The 17591-nt window shown below is 60.3% G+C and carries 14 protein-coding genes; 5 read left to right on the top strand and 9 right to left on the bottom strand.

Translation table 11 applies throughout. The features are described from left to right. The 3 genes from KW839_RS10695 to KW839_RS10685 are packed head-to-tail and all read left to right on the top strand — an operon-like array spanning position 1 to position 2983. Positions 1-1176, top strand: a complete 1176-nt coding sequence (locus tag KW839_RS10695; RefSeq protein WP_218424292.1) for an FAD-binding oxidoreductase — start codon at positions 1-3, stop codon at positions 1174-1176. Continuing rightward, positions 1173-1985 carry an aldo/keto reductase gene (locus KW839_RS10690; protein ID WP_060542709.1) on the top strand — a complete coding sequence of 271 codons (813 nt, stop codon included), beginning with the start codon at positions 1173-1175 and terminating at the stop codon, positions 1983-1985. The genes KW839_RS10695 and KW839_RS10690 overlap by 4 nt, the downstream gene beginning before the upstream one ends. Before the next feature lie 32 nt (positions 1986-2017). Then, positions 2018-2983, top strand: a complete 966-nt coding sequence (locus KW839_RS10685) for a metal ABC transporter ATPase (protein ID WP_218424291.1) — start codon at positions 2018-2020, stop codon at positions 2981-2983. A 238-nt stretch (positions 2984-3221) separates the two neighbouring features. Here the strand turns inward: KW839_RS10685 and hldE are convergent, their stop codons facing one another. Together hldE and msbA are read right to left on the bottom strand one after the other, a co-directional pair. Continuing rightward, positions 3222-4643, bottom strand: a complete 1422-nt coding sequence (gene hldE / locus KW839_RS10680; protein WP_060542707.1) for a bifunctional D-glycero-beta-D-manno-heptose-7-phosphate kinase/D-glycero-beta-D-manno-heptose 1-phosphate adenylyltransferase HldE — start codon at positions 4641-4643, stop codon at positions 3222-3224. 123 nt (positions 4644-4766) lie between these two features. Further along, positions 4767-6569, bottom strand: coding sequence for a lipid A export permease/ATP-binding protein MsbA (msbA, locus tag KW839_RS10675; protein WP_218424290.1), 1803 nt, complete (start codon positions 6567-6569; stop codon positions 4767-4769). Positions 6570-6725: 156 nt separating this feature from the next. On the opposite strand from msbA, the gene KW839_RS10670 reads away from it, so the two are divergent. After that, positions 6726-8588, top strand: coding sequence for an O-antigen ligase family protein (locus tag KW839_RS10670; RefSeq protein WP_218424289.1), 1863 nt, complete (start codon positions 6726-6728; stop codon positions 8586-8588). Continuing rightward, positions 8588-9802, top strand: a complete 1215-nt coding sequence (locus KW839_RS10665) for an acyltransferase (protein WP_218424288.1) — start codon at positions 8588-8590, stop codon at positions 9800-9802. Before KW839_RS10670 ends, KW839_RS10665 begins: the two co-directional genes overlap by 1 nt. 23 nt (positions 9803-9825) lie before the next feature. On the opposite strand, the gene KW839_RS10660 is transcribed toward KW839_RS10665, so the two are convergent. The 7 genes from KW839_RS10660 to KW839_RS10630 all read right to left on the bottom strand — a co-directional run bounded on the left by KW839_RS10660 (position 9826) and on the right by KW839_RS10630 (position 17575). Beyond that, positions 9826-10710: a glycosyltransferase gene (locus KW839_RS10660; protein WP_218424287.1), complete on the bottom strand. Its 885-nt coding sequence runs from the start codon at positions 10708-10710 to the stop codon at positions 9826-9828. Next, positions 10707-11861 (bottom strand): glycosyltransferase family 4 protein, encoded by a 1155-nt coding sequence (locus KW839_RS10655; protein WP_218424286.1) that lies wholly within the window; start codon positions 11859-11861, stop codon positions 10707-10709. Before KW839_RS10655 ends, KW839_RS10660 begins: the two co-directional genes overlap by 4 nt. Then, positions 11858-13300 (bottom strand): PIG-L deacetylase family protein, encoded by a 1443-nt coding sequence (locus tag KW839_RS10650; RefSeq protein ID WP_218424285.1) that lies wholly within the window; start codon positions 13298-13300, stop codon positions 11858-11860. The genes KW839_RS10655 and KW839_RS10650 overlap by 4 nt, the downstream gene beginning before the upstream one ends. Positions 13301-13308: 8 nt before the next feature. Further along, positions 13309-14205: an antimicrobial resistance protein Mig-14 gene (locus KW839_RS10645; RefSeq protein WP_060542700.1), complete on the bottom strand. Its 897-nt coding sequence runs from the start codon at positions 14203-14205 to the stop codon at positions 13309-13311. Further along, on the bottom strand, positions 14205-15335 hold the full coding sequence (locus tag KW839_RS10640) for a glycosyltransferase (RefSeq protein ID WP_218424284.1): 1131 nt from the start codon (positions 15333-15335) through the stop codon (positions 14205-14207). The genes KW839_RS10645 and KW839_RS10640 overlap by 1 nt, the downstream gene beginning before the upstream one ends. After that, the gene (locus KW839_RS10635; RefSeq protein ID WP_060542698.1) at positions 15319-17076 is read right to left on the bottom strand and encodes a carbamoyltransferase; all 1758 of its coding nucleotides are present in this window, start codon (positions 17074-17076) and stop codon (positions 15319-15321) included. Before KW839_RS10635 ends, KW839_RS10640 begins: the two co-directional genes overlap by 17 nt. A gap of 163 nt (positions 17077-17239) precedes the next feature. Further along, positions 17240-17575: a YceK/YidQ family lipoprotein gene (locus KW839_RS10630; RefSeq protein WP_218424283.1), complete on the bottom strand. Its 336-nt coding sequence runs from the start codon at positions 17573-17575 to the stop codon at positions 17240-17242. Positions 17576-17591: the final 16 nt, after the last annotated feature.

Genomic DNA, 17591 nt, shown 5'->3' with positions numbered 1-17591 from the left:
ATGCCATCCGTTATTTCCACCGACGTTCTGATTGTCGGCGCTGGTGTCGCCGGCCTCTGGCTGAATGCGCGCCTGCGCCGCCAGGGTTATTCGACCGTACTGGTGGAAAGCGCCAGCCTTGGCGGCGGGCAGAGCCTGAAGTCCCAGGGCATTATCCATGGCGGTGCCAAGTACGCGCTGCACGGTGCCCTGACCGGCGCCTCGGAAGCCATCGCCGATATGCCGCGCCGCTGGCGTGAAGCCTTGGCCGGCGACGGCGAGCTGGACCTGTCCGGCGTGCGCCTGTTGTCCGAAGCTCATTACCTGTGGTCGCCCGGCACCCTCGCCGGCAACCTCACCAGTTTTTTCGCCAGCAAGGCCGTGCGCGGTCGCGTCGATCAGGTCAAGGGCGAGCAGTTGCCCCCGGCCCTGCAAGACAAACGCTTCAAGGGCAAGGTCTATCGCCTCGCGGAGCTGGTGATCGATGTTCCGAGCCTGATCCAGCGCCTTGCCGACCTGGCGGGTGACGGCTTGCTCGCCGGGCACAAGATCGAACCGATTCGGGAAAACGGCGATCTGGTCGGACTGAAGGTTGATGAGCGAGAAATCCGTGCCCAACGCATCGTCCTCAGCGCCGGCGCCGGCACCGCCGACTTGCTGGCGGCATTGGGCATTGACCAGCCAGCCATGCAGCGCCGACCGCTGCATATGATCATCGCCAAGGGCCCGGGCCTGAAGCCGCTGTACGCCCACTGCCTGGGCGGGGGCACCAAACCGCGCCTGACCGTGACCACCCACCCGGCCGCCGATGGCCAGTGGGTCTGGTACCTGGGCGGTGACATCGCCGAAGCCGAAGGTGTGGCCCGTGAACCCGCCGCACAAATTGCCACGGCGCAGAAAGAGCTCGGTCAGTTGCTGCCGTGGATCGACCTGAGCACCGCGCGATGGGCGACCCTGCGCGTCGACCGTGCAGAGCCGCTGCAGTCGGGGCTGGTCCGCCCGGACAACGCATTCCTCGCCGAGCAGGATCGACTACTGGTCGGCTGGCCGACCAAACTGGCGCTGGCACCTGATTTCGCCGACCGGGTCATCGCCAGCCTGACCCGCGACGGTATCCAGCCAGGCCATCCGGCGCCACTGCCGGAACTGCCGAAACCGCCGATGGGCGTTCCAGCCTGGGAGCAATTGTTGCCATGAGCCAGCCGACCCTGCACGATTTGCATCGCCCCTTGGGCAGCACCGGCCTGCTGGTATCGCCCCTTGGCCTGGGCACGGTGAAGCTGGGCCGCGACCAAGGGGTGAAGTACCCCAACGGTTTCAAGATCCCTGACGACGACGAAGCGCGCATGTTGCTCAAACTGACACGCGACCTTGGCATCAACCTGATCGATACCGCACCAGCCTACGGCCGCAGCGAAGAACGCCTCGGCCCGTTGCTGCGCGGCCAGCGTCATGAATGGGTGATTGTCAGCAAGGTCGGCGAGGAGTTTGCCGACGGTCTGTCGCGCCACGATTTCAGCGCCGCACATACGCGCATGTCGGTAGAACGTAGCCTGCAACGTCTGGAAACAGACTTCATCGATCTGGTGCTGGTGCACTCCGACGGTGACGACCTGGCAATCCTCAATGACTGCGAGGTCTACGGGACGCTCGCCGAGTTGAAGGCCGAGGGCAAGATCCGTGGCTTCGGTTTCTCCGGCAAAACCGTCGATGGCGGTTTGAAAGCACTGGAGCAAGGTGACTGTGCGATGGTCACCTACAATCTGAACGAACAGAACGAGAAAGCCGTCATTGACTATGCTGCTGCACACGGCAAAGCCATTCTGGTGAAAAAAGCCCTAGCCAGCGGTCACGTTTGCCTGAGCCCGGGCGTTGATCCGGTGCGCGCCAGTTTCGAGTTGTTGTTTGAACATCCCGGTGTTGCCAGTGCTATTGTCGGCACCATCAATCCGTTGCACCTCGCCCACAATGTCGCGACCGTTGCCCAGGTCCTACGTAGCAACTGACGCCGCCCACGCGGCCTTAAGCAGGAGCCGACATGCCGCGTACGCTCATAAGAAAGAACCCGAGCAACTTCAAGACCCTGCCGTTATTCGTCGAAGCGACCCCCGAAGGCCTGACTTACCAAAGCGTCGGCAGGCCGCTGAACTTCACTCAGACCCTGCAACGTCGTCGCCCGGTGACGGTCAGTGACAGCGAGCGTTTTGCCCTGGAACTGGCCAACCTCGGCGTCTCGGTGCGCTTGACGCTGCATTGGCAGAATCGCGATTACTGGGTGCTGGTTCGCCAGCGTCGGCAGGACCGCGGCGACGTGGTGCTCAAGTTGATCTCCGGCTATGTACCGGCCCACGAGCTGAACCTGCCGTTGCACACAGCAATCCAGGAAATTGCCGAAGAGTGCCTGCTGGAAACCCCCGAAGGCTGGCTCGGTGGACGCTTCAACGACACCTGGCTGCCGGCACCCTACTCCACGGCCCTGCATTACCGTGAAGCCCTGCCGTTTCGGTTGACGCCACTGTCCGGCTCGGCGCGACCGGTGCGTTGCGCGAATCTGCAACTGATTGAGCGGCCCCGGGCCTACGTTCATTTGCCGACGGCGTCGCTGCAACTGATCTACGACTTGCGCCTGGAAGTGCCCAAGGAAGCCAAATCCTTGAGCCTGTTCCATGTCGACGAAAGGCTGGAAGGCGATCAACTCGTCGCCCGCCTCGACCGCAAGCGCCCGGACCTGTACCTGATGCCTTTGCAGGACGGTCACCCGATGGCCGAGCTCTATACCTTGAAAAAGGATCAGTTGTACCCGGCGAGCACTCGCGGGCTGTACCTGGCCGAGAGCTTTGCCCGGCAGGAAGGCTGGCTGGTGCGCGATGAGCGGATTCGCTGGAAGGACTGGGTACGGCAGCAGGGGTTGACGCCGCCTGGGAAGGACTCTGGCCTGGCGCGCTTGCGCGGAAAAGCCAAACAGCTGCTGAAGAAAATGGTGCCGCGCAAGGCCGCACGATAGAGCAGGCACCACAGGAGCCCAGAGAAAAACAGGGTTCTGTGGCGAGGGGGCTTGCCCCCGTTTGAGCGCGAAGCGCTCACAAGATCTTGAGGCGTCAGAGATTTTGGGGGGGCTGCTTCGCAGCCCAACGGGGGCAAGCCCCCTCGCCACAGCATGCCCCCTCGCCACAGAAAGTCCCATAGCCACAGAAACCCCCTAGACACAGTAGGCCCCTTGCCACAGCAAGCTCTCATCACCGTCAGTTATTGCGGATCTTCTCGACGATCGCCGTGGTTGAGCTGTTTGCCACAAGCCCCAACACTTTCACGGTGCCACCGTAAGCAGTCACGATATCCGCGCCAACCACCTGGTCGATGCCATAGTCACCCCCCTTGACCAGCACATCAGGCTTGACCTCGCGCAGCAGGTTTTCCGGTGTGCCCTCAGGGAAGCTGATCACCCAGTCCACCGCTCCCAGACCCGCCAGTACCGCCATGCGCCGGTCGACACTGTTGATCGGACGACCCGGCCCCTTCAAGCGGCTGACCGAGGCATCGTCGTTGATCGCCACGATCAGGCGATCACCCTGGGCTCGCGCCTGCTCGAGATAGGTCACATGGCCGGCGTGCAGGATGTCGAAGCAACCGTTGGTGAAGACGATCCGCTCGTTGTGCGCCCGGGCATCGGCAACCGCCAGCAGGAGTTGTTCCAGGCCCAGCACCCCGCGCTCGGACCCTTCTTCACGTTGAATCGCCCGACGCAGTTCCGGCGCGCTGATGGCCGCCGTACCGAGCTTGCCGACCACGATACCCGCTGCAAGATTGGCCAGGGCCACGGCGTGGGGCAGTTCCTCTCCGGCGGCAATCGCCGCTGCCAGGGTAGAAATAACCGTATCGCCGGCACCGGTCACGTCGAACACTTCACGGGCACGGGCCGGCAGGTGCAACGCAGGGTGATCAGGGCGCAACAGGGTCATGCCATGCTCGCCACGGGTCACCAGCAAGGCACCGAGGTCCAGGTCGTGCATCAATTGCGCGCCCTTGTTCACCAACTCGTGCTCATCGGCGCAACCACCGACGATGGTTTCGAATTCGTTGAGGTTAGGCGTAATCAGGCTCGCACCACGGTAAATCGAGAAATCCTTGCCCTTGGGATCGGCCAGCACCGGAATGCCACGGGCACGGGCGGCCTGGATCAGCGCCTGGTGGTTTCTCAGCGCGCCTTTGCCGTAGTCGGACAGCACCAGCACCTTGATGCCTTCGAGCAGTTCGTCGACCTGCGCTGCCAATGCCAGGGCATCGGTGGCGAAGGGTTCTTCGAAGTCGATACGCAGCAGTTGCTGGTGCCGGCTCATGACCCGCAGCTTGACGATGGTCGGCTGATGCGCAATGCGCTGGAACAACGCCCGCACGCCCGCGCCCTCAAGGCTGTTGGCCAGGCTGTTGGCGGCTTCATCGTCGCCGGTCACGCCGACCAGCGAGGCCGGTGCGCCGAGGGCGGCAATGTTCAAGGCTACGTTGGCGGCACCGCCCGGGCGGTCCTCGATGTGATCGACCTTGACCACAGGCACCGGCGCCTCAGGGGAAATCCGTGAGGTACCACCATGCCAGTAACGGTCGAGCATGACATCGCCGACTACCAAGACAGGGGCTTGATCGAATCGCGGCATCGACAACTTCATGGAGCAACCCACATACAGAATGAACAGGGGCGCGATATTAACACAGGGTTGGCGTCGGCTTGTGCGACGGCTGCAACCTGATGATTCAGAAAGGGTGAGCCCGGCCCACCCTCTTGTCGCAGGTCAGGCGATGTCTTGCGCCGGGGCATCGAGGCCCATCGCATTCAGGCGGGCGTAGTAGCCGTTCTGCGCCAGCAGTTGGGCATGGGTGCCCCGCTCGACAATTTTCCCCTGATCCATGACCAGGATCAGATCGGCCTTCTCGATGGTGGACAAGCGGTGAGCGATCACCAGCGTGGTACGACCTTTCATGACCTGGTCCAGCGCGGCCTGAATATGCCGCTCGGACTCGGTATCGAGCGCCGACGTCGCCTCGTCAAGGATCAGCAACGGGGCGTTCTTCAATAGCGCGCGGGCAATCGCCAGACGCTGGCGCTGGCCACCGGACAACAGCACACCATTTTCCCCGACCTGGGTATCCAGGCCTTGGGGCAATTGCGCGATGAAGTCCATCGCGTAAGCGTCCCTGGCGGCTTTCTCGATGTCTTCTCGGGGTGCGCCGGCCAGATCGCCATAGGCGATGTTGTTGGCCACGGTGTCACTGAACAGGGTCACATGCTGGGTTACCTGAGCGATGTGCTTGCGCAGGTTCAACAGTTTGTACTGCTCGACTTCAACACCATCGATGAGAATTTCGCCTTTATCGTGGTGATAGAAACGCGGAATGAGGTTGGCCAGGGTGGATTTTCCGCTGCCCGAACGGCCCACCAGCGCCACCATCTGCCCAGGCTCGACCGAGAAACTGATGTCATCGAGCACCAGGCGCTCGGTTTCGGGATAAGTGAAGCTGAGATTGCGCACATCCAGACGACCGCTGACCACGTCGCGCTCGACTGTGCCGGTGTCGACCTCAGGCTCGACGTCCAGTTGCTCGAAAATGCTTTCGGCACCGGCCACGCCTTTCTGGATGGTCGAGCTGACTTCGGACAATTGACGGATCGGCTTGGGCAACAGACCGGCCAGGGTAATGTAGGCCACCATGTCACCGGCAGAAGCGTCACCGCGCAGGAACAGGACCAGGAACATCAGCACAGCCATGGCGGTGTAGATCACCAGTTGCAACAGTGGCGTGTAAATGGCGCCGGTACGGGTCATGCGCAGCTGTTTGTCGGTGTTTCCCTGGCTGGCGTTGAAGAAGCGTTTTTCTTCGTAGGTTTCGCCACCGAAGCTGCGCACCACGCGATAACCCTGGATGGTTTCCGAGGCCACGTGCGTTACGTCACCCATGGCCAGCTGGATTTTCTTGCTCTGTTTGCGGAATTTTTTGCTCGCCGTACGCACCATGAGAGCGATCAGCGGCAGGATGGCGACCATGACCAGCGTCAGGCGCCAGTTCATGTACAGCAGCGAGGCGAACAGGAAGACCACCGTCATGCCTTCACGAATAACGACCTTGATCGCATCTGTAGCCGCCCCCGTGACCATTGTCACGTTGAAGGTGATACGTGAAATCAGGTGCCCCGAGTTATGCTTGTCGAAATACCGGTTAGGCAGCACCAACAGGTTGTTGAATAGCTGGACCCGCAGATCATGGACTAGCCCAAGGGAAACCTTGGCCAGAAAATAGTTTCCCAGATAGGATCCAAGACCTTGCCAGGCTGCGATGAGAATGATCAGCAACGGCACAGCCTGCAACAATTGCAGGTCACGCAGGTAGGGCACGCTTGGAAACAGCACCGCCTCGGGATTGGACAGACCGTCTACGAAGTACTTGAGAATGTAGCCCAGCATTGGCTGCGTCGAAGCGAAAATCAGAAAACCGACGATGCTGATCAGAAACAGACTGATATATGGCCGGACGTAGCCAAGCAGACGGAAGTAGATTTTCAAGCTTGAAGGGCTTGCGGAGAGACTGGAGTCGGTCATATCACGCGATTGTCGATGAAAAGGACGCTGACTTTAGCACAGCTTCCCCGGGTCTCTGGCAATCGCATAAAGACTGTGTATTGTGGCGCGTCAAATATTCATCGATTGCTCCCTGGCCGGGCAGGGCTGCTCAATTTCAGGAATAAGTCTCTCAGCATGCAATTAAGCGGATTGAACACTACATCCAATCGAGTTTTCGATTTCATTTGCCTGTGGATCCTTCCACTCGGATATTTCCTGTTGCTCTGCGCCATGTTTTTTCTGCCGGGGCGCAGCGTGCACCACAAACTGTACTATGGCCTGTTCAGCATTCCGGCATTCGTTACCCTGTGCCTGCGCCCGGGCATCTGTAAAGAACTGCTGAAGGAACCGATCATCATTGCGGTACTGCTGTTTTTGGGATGGGCATTGCTCAGCTTGTCCTGGAGCCCGGTTGATGACGTTCCCGCCAGTCAGCTCAAACCCGCCTTGCATACCTTTCTGCTTTTCGTCGGCTGCGCGCTGATGGTGCGCTATCGCAGCGAAATCATTGCCCCCCTGCTGTTCTGCGCCGCGACCGTGGCAGTGGTCGCCTCAGCCTACAACCTCTACAGGTTTGGCCAGATCTACGAACCGGAGATGCGTCTGATCGGCGTCGGCGCCTTTGATAACCCACTGCTCAGCTCCCATGTCTTCGGTTTTTTCTGCGCCTACTGGCTAAGCCTGAGCATGACTTGCAAGCGCCTTCAGGTACTTTGGTTGAGCCTCCCTGCAACGGCGATCATGCTCGCTGCGGTGATTGCAACCGGCTCCAGAACTCCTCTGGCAGCGCTGTCGATAGCCGCCCTGTGGCTGTGCTTTGTCTGCTGGAATCGGCGCTCCGTCGTGATGCTGGCGTCCGTGCTCACTACCGGAGCGGTCGTTTTCACGTTTTTTTCGCAGCAAATCATTGAAAGAGGCAGCTCATTTCGCTTCGAACTCTGGCAACTGACCCTGGACAAGATTGCCGACCATCCGTGGATCGGGTATGGCTATAACGCCCCACTGTCACTCGATCCGGGTATCGGTTATACCCTGCAAGAACCCCACAACTTTGCCCTCGGAGTGCTCTACTACGTGGGTATCATCGGCTTGCTGCCATGGCTGTTCTTCCATCTTCGCAGCTTTATCAACTGCTGGACCCATCGCCTGCAACCGCTGTTCATCATCGCCTCAACCTGGCTGGCCTTCGGTATCGGCGCCGGCCTGACTGAGGGCGGCGGCATTATCTCGCGCCCCAAGGAGCACTGGTTCCTGCTGTGGATTCCACTGGCACTGATCGCCGCATTGAGCATCAATCAGCGGGCCAGACGCCTCCTGGACATGCCAGTCAAGACAATGACAAAGGGCGCCCTGCAGCAACTGACTGCCGATGCCCGGGTTATTGAAGAGGATGGCTTGGGCCCGAAAGTCCTGCGCCTGGCTGACGGCAGCTTCCTCAAATTGTTTCGCCGCCGCCGCTGGTACACCTCGGGGAGTTTTAACCCTTACTCTGAACGGTTCGCCGTCAACAGTGTGCAATTGCGCAGCATGGGTATTCCCACCCCGCACATCCTTGACCTCTATCGGCTCGAAGACGGCCATACCGCAGTGCACTACTCGCCGCTTCCTGGCAATACGCTGCGCCAGGTCCTGCAAGGCATCACAGCCCCGGCAGTGCGCCAGGCGCTGGTGGAGCGTTTCGGCAAGTTCATGGCGCAATTGCATCAGCAAGGCGTCTACTTCCGCTCCCTGCACCTGGGCAACGTACTGGTGCTCGAAGACGGTGAATTCGGCCTGATCGATATAGCCGACATGCGTATTTATCCTTCGTCACTGAGCGCTGCGCTGCGTCGCCGCAATCTGCGCCACATGCAGCGGTATGCCGAGGATCGGCGCTGGTTGTTCGAGGATCATTTCGACGCGCTGCTCCAGGGGTACGCCGCGACAGCATCGGAGTCCGACGTGGCCAATTTGCACAGGCAAGTGCTGACCGGCCCTCCCCCGGCCCGGACTCACTGATGACAGAAACCAACCCGCTGATTGCCCTGACGGCCTATCTGCTCGCGATCGCCACGGCTGCGCTGATGATACGCACCGTGCCAGCGTTCGCCCGACAGCTGGATCACTCTGGCGAAAGCCGCTATGCCGGCATTGATGGCCTGCGTGGCTATCTGGCATTCGGCGTGTTTGTGCACCACTCCATCATCACCTGGATATTCCTGCGCACCGGTGTGTTCGACTTGCCGCCGAACAACCTCTACGCCCAGCTCGGCCAGGGCTGCGTCGCACTGTTCTTCATGATTACCGGCTTCCTGTTCTGGGACCGGCTGCTCACCCACGGGCGGCAGCACGACTGGCTGGCCTTTGCCGTATCGCGGGTGTTTCGCCTCTATCCGCTCTACCTGCCGCTGATGCTGGTAGTGTTCGTGACGGTGTTCTATGTGCAGAACTGGGAGCTGAAGGAACCTGTCGGCCGGATCATTGCCCAGACTCTGGCTTGGCTGGTGTTCGACCGACCTGACGTCAATCAATACCCCCAGACCGGCATGCTGATCTCGAACGTCACCTGGACACTGGGATACGAGGTGTTCTTCTACCTGTCACTGCCGCTGGCGGGCATGGTGTTCATCTATCGCGGTAGCTGGGCGCAGACGGTGCTTTGCCTGATCGGTATCTATGCACTTTATCAGCTGGTGGGCTGGGAGCACTCGCTGAAGAAACACTACCTGACAGGCTTTCTCGGCGGCATCGCGGCTGCGTACTGGATTCGCCGGCCGCAATTGCTGGCCTGGGGCAAGTCGCCAATGGCAGGAATCATCGCCCTGGTGGCGCTGGCCATTGCATTTACGGCATTCAACCGCGCTTTCCGCTTGGGCCCGCTGCTGCTGTTGACCGTATTTTTTTCTATCGTGGCATCCGGCAATCTATTGTTTGGCGTCTTGAAGCCACGCAGCATCCGCTGGTTGGGAGAAATCAGTTACAGCACCTACCTGCTGCATGGTTTCGTGCTCTGGGTTCTGGTACAGCGCCTGTCGCCAGTGTTGCACCTGGATGTGCGGGAAACCTGGACTTTCCTGCCCTTGATGGCGCTGTGCAGCTTCCTGCTGATCGTCATCAGCAGCCTGACCTACGTCTACATCGAGAAACCAGGCATCACGGCAGGCAAGAAAACCCTGCAGTGGATACGACACAACAGGAAGACCCGCAAAGAGTTCTCGGACGAAGTTGCTTGATAACCTTGAGCAACGCCCCGGGCTCAGTCTTTTTCCACACGTGAAAAAAACAATCGCCCCAGACCTCGCCAGGTCTTCTTGTTCCAAGCCTTGAGCGGAATCTGCGCCAAGAGCTCTCGCGCCAGCTTGCGATCGCGGTTGGCCGTCTTGAGAAACATCGAGTTGAGAAACTTGTAGCGCACCTCGTCATACAGCGGATGGTCGCTGAACAGCGCATAGGTGCGCAGGATGCTGTCGATCATGAAACGGTGGTTCTTGTAGGAATTGGTGGCGTGCTTGCGATAGCGCGCCATCAGCACATTCAGCCCATCGATGAAGTAACCGGCGTGAGTCACCTTCAGCTCGATCAGCAAATCCTCCAGGCGAATGGTCGGGTCGAAACCGCCCACCTTGTCCAGCGCTTCGCGGCGGATCATCAAGGTTGGAGCCGGAGGATAGGGCTTGCGCTCGAGGAACATGTCTTCGAAATCCAGACGACGGAACGGTACATCCCGGCGCTGGCGCTTCTCGGGGTAGAGATTGCCTTCGGCATCGATCAATTCGATGTTGCCGGCGCAAATGCCGACCTCGGGCTTGCCATCCATATGAGCGACCTGGATAGCGATTCGCTCCGGCAGCATGATGTCATCCGAACCGAACGGCACGATCAGGCTGCCTTTGGACCGGGCAATTGCACCGTTGAGGGTATTGGTCAGCCCCTGGTTTTCCTGGACCCGGAAGTCGAAACCATGGGCAGCCTGCAATGCCTTGATCCGCTCGACGCTGTCATCCTTCGAGCCATCGTCGACTACCAGTAACTCGATGTTCGGATAGGTCTGGTTGAGGACGCTGAGAATGCTTTGTTCGATGTAAGGAGCGTGGTTGTACGACGCGATGATGACCGTAACGATGGGTTGCGCGTCGTTCATGGCTGCTCCTTGCTGGCCTGTTCCAGGCCGGAGTCGATCAGATTGAGGTATTCGCGACGGAACTCCTCGATGTCATGGTGTTGCTGCAGATAACGGAAGGCCTGCTCGCCCTTGGCCTTGAGTTCGTCATCCGGAAGGCCAAGGTAAGTGTCCAGCGCCGCCTGCAACGTTGGCACATCCTTCGGCGTAATCGCCAGGCCACCAGCCCCCTCGATGAGCGGCAACATGGCCGGCACGTTCGAGGCGATCACCGGCAAATGCCCGCTCATGCCTTCGAGTAGCGCCAGCCCGAGGCCTTCAGCCAAAGAAGGCATGGTCCAGATGTCGAATGCCCGAATGTACTGCAGGGCTATTTCCTTGAACCCCAGCAAATGGGCGCGACCGCTGAGGCCCAGGCGGTCGATTTCCGCTGCCAGGCGCGACTCTTCACGACCGGCGCCGATGATCGCCAATTGCGTGTTCGGGTATTTATCCTTGAGTTCGGCAAAAGCCTGCAGCAAATAAATATGGCCCTTGACCGGAACCAGGCGACCCAGTGCGCCAATCAATCGCACCGACGGATCGATACCCAACATTTCACGGGCCTTTTCCCGAGAGTGCTGCAAACTCTCGGCCTGTTCGATGTCGATGGCGTTGGTGATGGCGTAGGTGTTCTTGTCGGTGAAACCGCAGTCACAATCGAGCAAATACTGTTTTACCGCCGGGGATACCCCGACGAAGCGCCAGTGGCGATCGATCAGACGCTGGGTCTGGCGACGCCGGTAAAACCGGTCGTACTCGCCAAATCCGTGGGAAATGCCGATGCACAGCGGCACTTTCAACCAGCGGTTGAGCGTCAGCATCATGTTTACCGGCTTGAAGCGATTGCAGATCACCACGTCGAATTTTTCCCTGCGGCAGAACTTGTACAGCTGCCACATGGCGCGCAGGCGCATGCCTTTGAGGGACTTGTCGGAAAATTCGAAATACACCGAACGGTCGGCCCGGCTCACTGCCTCGCCGGGGCCAGGCCTGCCACGCAGAAAGGCTGCGGTCACTTCATAGCGATCGCTCGGCAAGGCCTTGACGATCTGCTCCGCGAGGTCGGCGAAATCATGGGCTTTGACGTTGTAGTCAGGCTGCAGCTGCAAGACCTTTGACCGCTGACTCATAACTCTCCCCGCTGAGAAACATTGCCTGGTGTGTGCTTGATGGTCCACAAAAGTTCGTGACGCCGAACTGCCTTGCGAAAGAATTCGTTCTCGCCATAAGTTGGCGGTACCCGGGCGGCCAACAGCCGCTGAATCAACCGGCGTAGACGCCGCTTGAACGGCATGGGTGGTTGCAGGTCGTGCATCATGCCCAACGCCATGGCCTTGTCACGCTGGAGCTCCAGTGATATCGGCAGGCAGCAGGGTTGCATCGGCGCAGCCGGATCAAAGGCGGGTGGCAGGGCGATGCCATGACCGCTATCACCCATCGGCCAGCGATCGTTGTCGTGCAAGTGGTTGGCGTAGCCCAACAATGTGGTTGGCTGCCAGTCCAGGCCTTGCAAGGCTTCGAGCACGGCCGCCTGGGCGCAGATATGGTCAGGGTGCGGATCGAGGGTCGGGTGCGGCAGGACGATGACTTCGGGCCGCGCGCGCAACAGCAACTCACGCAGGTCCGCCAGCAGATTATTCCAGGTCGGCGCACCGTCGGCGTCGCCCGGCAAAGCAAAGGGATTGAGTTGGCGGAACAGACGGGTGTCGCTCAAGTCGGCCTCGCGCGAGGCTACCGGCGAGGTTGGCGAGGCCTGCATGGCCGCCAGCTGCAGACAAAAATAACCCAGTTGTACGCAATGGGCTTGCGGCACTCCGCCCCAGCGCGGCACGGCGATACTGTCCCAGGCGCGCAAACGACCTTTCAGGCGGGCTGCTTCAACCTTATCCATACCCATCTGCCGGTAGTGTCCGGCTTCGATTTCACCGGCCGTCAGCGTAACGATCCAGGCCTCGTCCGCCTGGCTGTACAAACCATAGGCAGCCAATTCGGCGTCATCGGCGTGCGGGGCGATCACCATTACCCGCTGACGTCGGTAATCCGGATGTTCCAAGGCCCACAGCACGGGCTCTCCGAGCACGCGGCAAAAACGCCCGCACAGACGTAGCTCACCGCGCGAAAGTACCTGCGCCTGGCCTGTAAGATTGAGGTAACGCAGGCCGTTGACACCGCGCTCGAATGTTTGCCGGTCCGGGTTATCGCCGCCACACAACTCGACCACAGGATCGATGAAGCGCCCCAGCCAGGTGCTTTTTACCCGCAGGGCCAGTATCAGTGTTGCGTCGTCGACCAGCATGACCCCTTCGTCCAGCCGCAAATACTCACCATTGAGGTGCACCTTGGGCTGCGGCGTGTAGGGGGGAAAACTGTACTGGTAGTCGTCTTTGGGCGAGTAGAACAGGTGGTCGGCAAACCAGGCTTCGTGGGCTATCCAGCCCAGGACCGCGACCAGCAGCGGCAACCACCAGACCACCAGCACACCAATGGCTACCAGCAACACCAGCGCAATCAGCAGACCGATACGTTTATTGCGCCGGTGGCGCTTGAGCAGTTGCTGTTTGCGGCTCATGGGCTGGCTCATACGGTGAAGACCGGCACGGGATTGCACCAGCGATCCTTGTATTCACGGTCGGCGCGACCGAAGGAAAAGCGCAACGGTTTGTCCAGTGCCCGGGCATGCTCCCAGGCGCTTTGGGTATTGAGGAAGCTCAACACGCTGCCGGGGCTGAACTCGCGGGTCTGGGGATCGACGCCACCATTGATGTACTCGACGCTGATCCATTGTGGCGTCTCGACCCGATACACCAGTTGAATGGCGATCGGCGCATCGTTGAGGAAAATCACCGAACCGATCAGCAATTCACGCAGCAACCCGATGACCTCGGCCATGCGCTCGGCCCCCGTCGCCGGGAAGCCCCAGCGACGCTGGAAAAGATCACAGTAAATCGCTGCCAGCTCGCCACTGGAAAACTCGCAGACAGCACGCACAACGCCGCCCGCCTCCTCCAGCAGGCGCAATTCGCGGCGCTGGTTGTAACGAAATTTCTTCGACAGCTCTTCCGGCGTGCGCGCCATGGCCAGTTGTTCAGCCTGCAACTTGATGCCGCTGAAGCGGCCTTCGTTGAGTGCCGACAAATAGCGACCGCGATGTCGCAGCGGCGCCTGGGCATCGGCAGCAGCTGGCAGAATGATCTCGGCATTGCCCAGGTCGAACAGGCCTTTTTTGCCCCTGCGCTTGAGCACGTCCTTGGATAAGGCGAGGTCGCGGCCCCAGGTCGGGATCGCCGCCTTGAGTTCACCGTTCTGTTCCCAGGCCAGGTAACGCACCGGGATGTCGGCCAGATTGGCCAGCCGCTCGACCACCATGGGGTGGGTCGCGACGCTGCCGCCATGAAGTTGCCAGGCTTGGGCGTAAGTCGAAGCATCGACTACCGCCCAGCCACGCTCGCGCCAGCCTTGAAATCGGTTGAGCATCAGCCCCTCTGTGCCAGTTCGGTAACGTGTGGCAAATGCCAGAAAGCATCGCGTACCGCGCGATCGGAGAAGTGCTCGCGCAAGCGTTCGAGCATCAGCCCGGCACACTGGACACGCTGCTGCTCATCCATGCCGGCCAGATGTTGCAGGCCTTGCGCCAGACGCGCGGCATCACCGAGCGGGAACAGGATGCCGACACCTTCGACCACTTCCCTCGCCCCACCACAAGCCGTGGCCAGCAATGGCACCCCAGCGGCCATAGCCTCCAGCAGGACCATGCCGAACGGTTCGTGATCGGAACTCAGGGCGAATACATCGAAGGCCCGGAAATAGTTGCGGGCATCAGGTACCTGACCGAGAAACAGCACGCGATCACCAATGCCAAGCTCACGGGCCAGCGACTTGAGATCCTCTTCCAGGCGACCGGAACCGAGAATCACCAGTTGGCTGTTGCCCGGCAGTCCCGGTAGCGCCTCGGCAAAACCCTGCAGCAACGTGGCCTGATCCTTGTCCGGATGCAGGCGCCCGACATTGCCGACAATCCAGGCATCCGCCGACAGGCCCAAGGTTTCCCGAGCTTCGCGGGCCGATACCTGAGTCGCCTGCAAGGCCTCCACATCAATACGGTTGTACAACGTACGAATCCGCGAATGCGGCCATTTCGGCAGACAGTTGCGCATGTCGTCGCGCACCGCGTCGGACACACCAAGCAGACTCAGGCGCTTGCGGAATATGTGCGCAAACAGCTTGCGGCTGACGCGCTTGTAGTCGTCAAACCCGTGATGCACACCGATCACCGGCAACGACGTGCCGAGCAAGGCGATGTAGATGGGTTTGAAACGATGGGCGATGCAGAAACTGAAGTTGCGCGACGCGGCGATCTTGCGCAGATCGCCGATGGCCCCCAGCTTCAGGCCACGAATGGCCTTGGAGCTGTACTCCATGAACAGCACTTCATCACTGGCGCATCCTGCGGCGACGTCGGCATCGGCAACCCCGGTCAGAAACACCGTGGTCACTCGATAACCGGTCCCCGCGAACAGGCTGGCGTACTGCCGTGCGCAGTCCAGGAACGGCCCGTCATAGCCGTGACAAAACTGCAGCACATGGCGTTCAGCCGAGCGTGTCATATGCGTTCGCGCCCTCTTTGACCACCAGGATGTCTTCCATGATCAGATACTGTAGATCGGAACCGAAGAACATGTTCAGGGCGTCCGTCGGCGAGCAGATCATCGGTTCGCCACGACGGTTGAGCGAAGTGTTCAGCGACACGCCGTTACCGGTCAGCACTTCCAGCGCTTTCATCATGTCGTAGTAGCGCGGGTTGTATTCGCGCTTGAGCACCTGGGCGCGGGAAGTCCCGTCCTCGTGGACCACTTCCGGCACGCGGGTCTTCCATTCTTCCGCTACTTCAAAGGTGAAGGTCATGAACGGGGCCGGGTGATCGATCTTGATCATCTGCGGCGCCACGGTGTCGAGCATCGAAGGGCAGAAAGGCCTCCAGCGCTCGCGGAACTTGATCTGGTGGTTGATGCGATCGGCCACGCCGGCCACGCTCGGGCAGCCGATGATCGAGCGACCGCCCAGCGCACGTGGACCGAACTCCATGCGGCCCTGGAACCAGGCCACCGGGTTGCCGTCGACCATGATCCTGGCGATCTGCTCCGGCATGTTGTCGAGCTTGCGCCACGTTGGCTTGTTCTCGTGACGGGCACAGGCCGCGATCACGTCTTCGTTGCTGTACGACGGGCCGAGGTAGACGTGTTCCATCTTCTCGACCGGTACGCCACGGGCGTTGGACACATAGGCTGCCGCGCCCACCGCGGTACCGGCGTCGCCAGAGGCAGGCTGAACGAACAGCTCCTTGACGTCGTCGCGGGCGATGATTTTCTGGTTCAGCTTGACGTTCAACGCACAGCCACCGGCGTAGGCCAGCTTGCCGGTTTCCTTGAGCACGTCGCCCAGGTAGTGGTCGATCATCTGCAGCGCAATTTTTTCGAACAGCGCCTGGATGCTCGCGGCGTAGTGGATGTAAGGCTCGTCGGCGATGTCGCCTTCGCGCTTGGGCCCCAGCCACTCGATCAGCTTCGGCGAGAAGTAGTAACCCTTGCCCTTCTCTTTGTAGCGACGCAGGCCGATGACGTTGGCGTAGTCGGTGTTGATGACCAACTCGCCGTTCTCGAAAGAGGCCAGGCGCGAGAAATCGTATTTGCTGGCGTCGCCGTACGGCGCCATGCCCATGACCTTGAACTCACCGTCGAGCATATCGAAACCGAGGAACTCGGTGATCGCGCCGTACAGGCCGCCGAGGGAGTCAGGATCGAAGAATTCCTTGATCTTGTGGATCTTGCCGTTTTCGCCGTAACCGAAGAAGGTCGTGGCGTACTCGCCCTTGCCGTCGATCCCGAGGATCGCGGTTTTCTCCTTGAAGCCGGAGCAGTGGTAGGCACTGGAGGCGTGGGCCAGGTGGTGTTCGACCGGCTCGATCTTGATCTTCTTCGGATCGAAGCCCAGTTGCTCCAGGCACCAGACGATCTTGTTGCGATAGCGCTTGTAGCGACGGTTGCCCATCAGGATCGCGTCGAGTGCACGGTCCGGGGCGTACCAGTAACGCTTGGCGTACTGCCAGCGGGCCTTGCCGAACAGGCTGATCGGAGCGAATGGAATCGCCACCACGTCAACGTCGGAAGGCTTGATACCGGCCTGTTCCAGGCAGAACTTCGCCGATTCGTAGGGCATGCGGTTCTTTGCATGTTTATCGCGCACGAAGCGCTCTTCTTCAGCAGCCGCGACCAGCTTGCCGTCGATGTACAAGGCTGCGGAAGGATCATGGCTAAGGGCGCCGGACAGGCCAAGAATCGTCAATGCCACAGGGGTCTAGCCTCTTTAGTCTGCATGCAGGCGCAAGCGCCTCGAAAATTAATGTGCCCTCGCAAGTGGGCGAGAGACAGCTAAAGGGCGGGATTATAGCGTAAAAGCAGCGACAAGCCTCTAGCCGCGAGCAGCAGGACGGCGCTGCGGCGCCCCGCCGATCTCAATTTACACCGGGCCTCCAGTAAATACCGAGGTTGCCATCTACGGTTTGCCGGTAAATCGTGTAGGGCAGGGAAACCGTATCGAAGACGCCGGAGAGAGGCAGGTCCAGCAAGACGAATGGCAGCAGGACACCTGTGGGGTCGGGCGGTGCGTTCAAAACGCAAAAATCGTAGGCCAGACCGCTATAGACACGGGGAGTCGACTGGCAGTAAGTCTTTTGCTTCCTGAGGCCGCGAGCAGCATCGGCGTCACTCTGCAGCACCGTATGCGCGGTCCCGCAGCCGGATAACATCAGTGAAACAGCACCGATTACAACAATCGTTTTTATCGTCAAAAGCTGCCCTCCGAGA

Origin of the sequence: Pseudomonas sp. PDM31 (genome assembly GCF_019218965.1) — a bacterium.
GTDB lineage: Bacteria > Pseudomonadota > Gammaproteobacteria > Pseudomonadales > Pseudomonadaceae > Aquipseudomonas.
This window is presented reverse-complemented; position numbering and strand designations above follow the sequence as displayed.

What these genes read in the sequence shown, in the direction of transcription:
- msbA (WP_218424290.1), bottom strand. Translation starts at nt 6,569, where the DNA reads ATGACCGACTCCAGTCTCTCCGCAAGCCCTTCAAGCTTGAAAATCTAC.
- KW839_RS10670 (WP_218424289.1), top strand. Translation starts at nt 6,726, where the DNA reads ATGCAATTAAGCGGATTGAACACTACATCCAATCGAGTTTTCGATTTC.
- KW839_RS10685 (WP_218424291.1), top strand. Translation starts at nt 2,018, where the DNA reads ATGCCGCGTACGCTCATAAGAAAGAACCCGAGCAACTTCAAGACCCTG.
- KW839_RS10655 (WP_218424286.1), bottom strand. Translation starts at nt 11,861, where the DNA reads ATGAGTCAGCGGTCAAAGGTCTTGCAGCTGCAGCCTGACTACAACGTC.
- hldE (WP_060542707.1), bottom strand. Translation starts at nt 4,643, where the DNA reads ATGAAGTTGTCGATGCCGCGATTCGATCAAGCCCCTGTCTTGGTAGTC.
- KW839_RS10665 (WP_218424288.1), top strand. Translation starts at nt 8,588, where the DNA reads ATGACAGAAACCAACCCGCTGATTGCCCTGACGGCCTATCTGCTCGCG.
- KW839_RS10640 (WP_218424284.1), bottom strand. Translation starts at nt 15,335, where the DNA reads ATGACACGCTCGGCTGAACGCCATGTGCTGCAGTTTTGTCACGGCTAT.
- KW839_RS10650 (WP_218424285.1), bottom strand. Translation starts at nt 13,300, where the DNA reads ATGAGCCGCAAACAGCAACTGCTCAAGCGCCACCGGCGCAATAAACGT.
- KW839_RS10695 (WP_218424292.1), top strand. Translation starts at nt 1, where the DNA reads ATGCCATCCGTTATTTCCACCGACGTTCTGATTGTCGGCGCTGGTGTC.
- KW839_RS10660 (WP_218424287.1), bottom strand. Translation starts at nt 10,710, where the DNA reads ATGAACGACGCGCAACCCATCGTTACGGTCATCATCGCGTCGTACAAC.
- KW839_RS10690 (WP_060542709.1), top strand. Translation starts at nt 1,173, where the DNA reads ATGAGCCAGCCGACCCTGCACGATTTGCATCGCCCCTTGGGCAGCACC.
- KW839_RS10645 (WP_060542700.1), bottom strand. Translation starts at nt 14,205, where the DNA reads ATGCTCAACCGATTTCAAGGCTGGCGCGAGCGTGGCTGGGCGGTAGTC.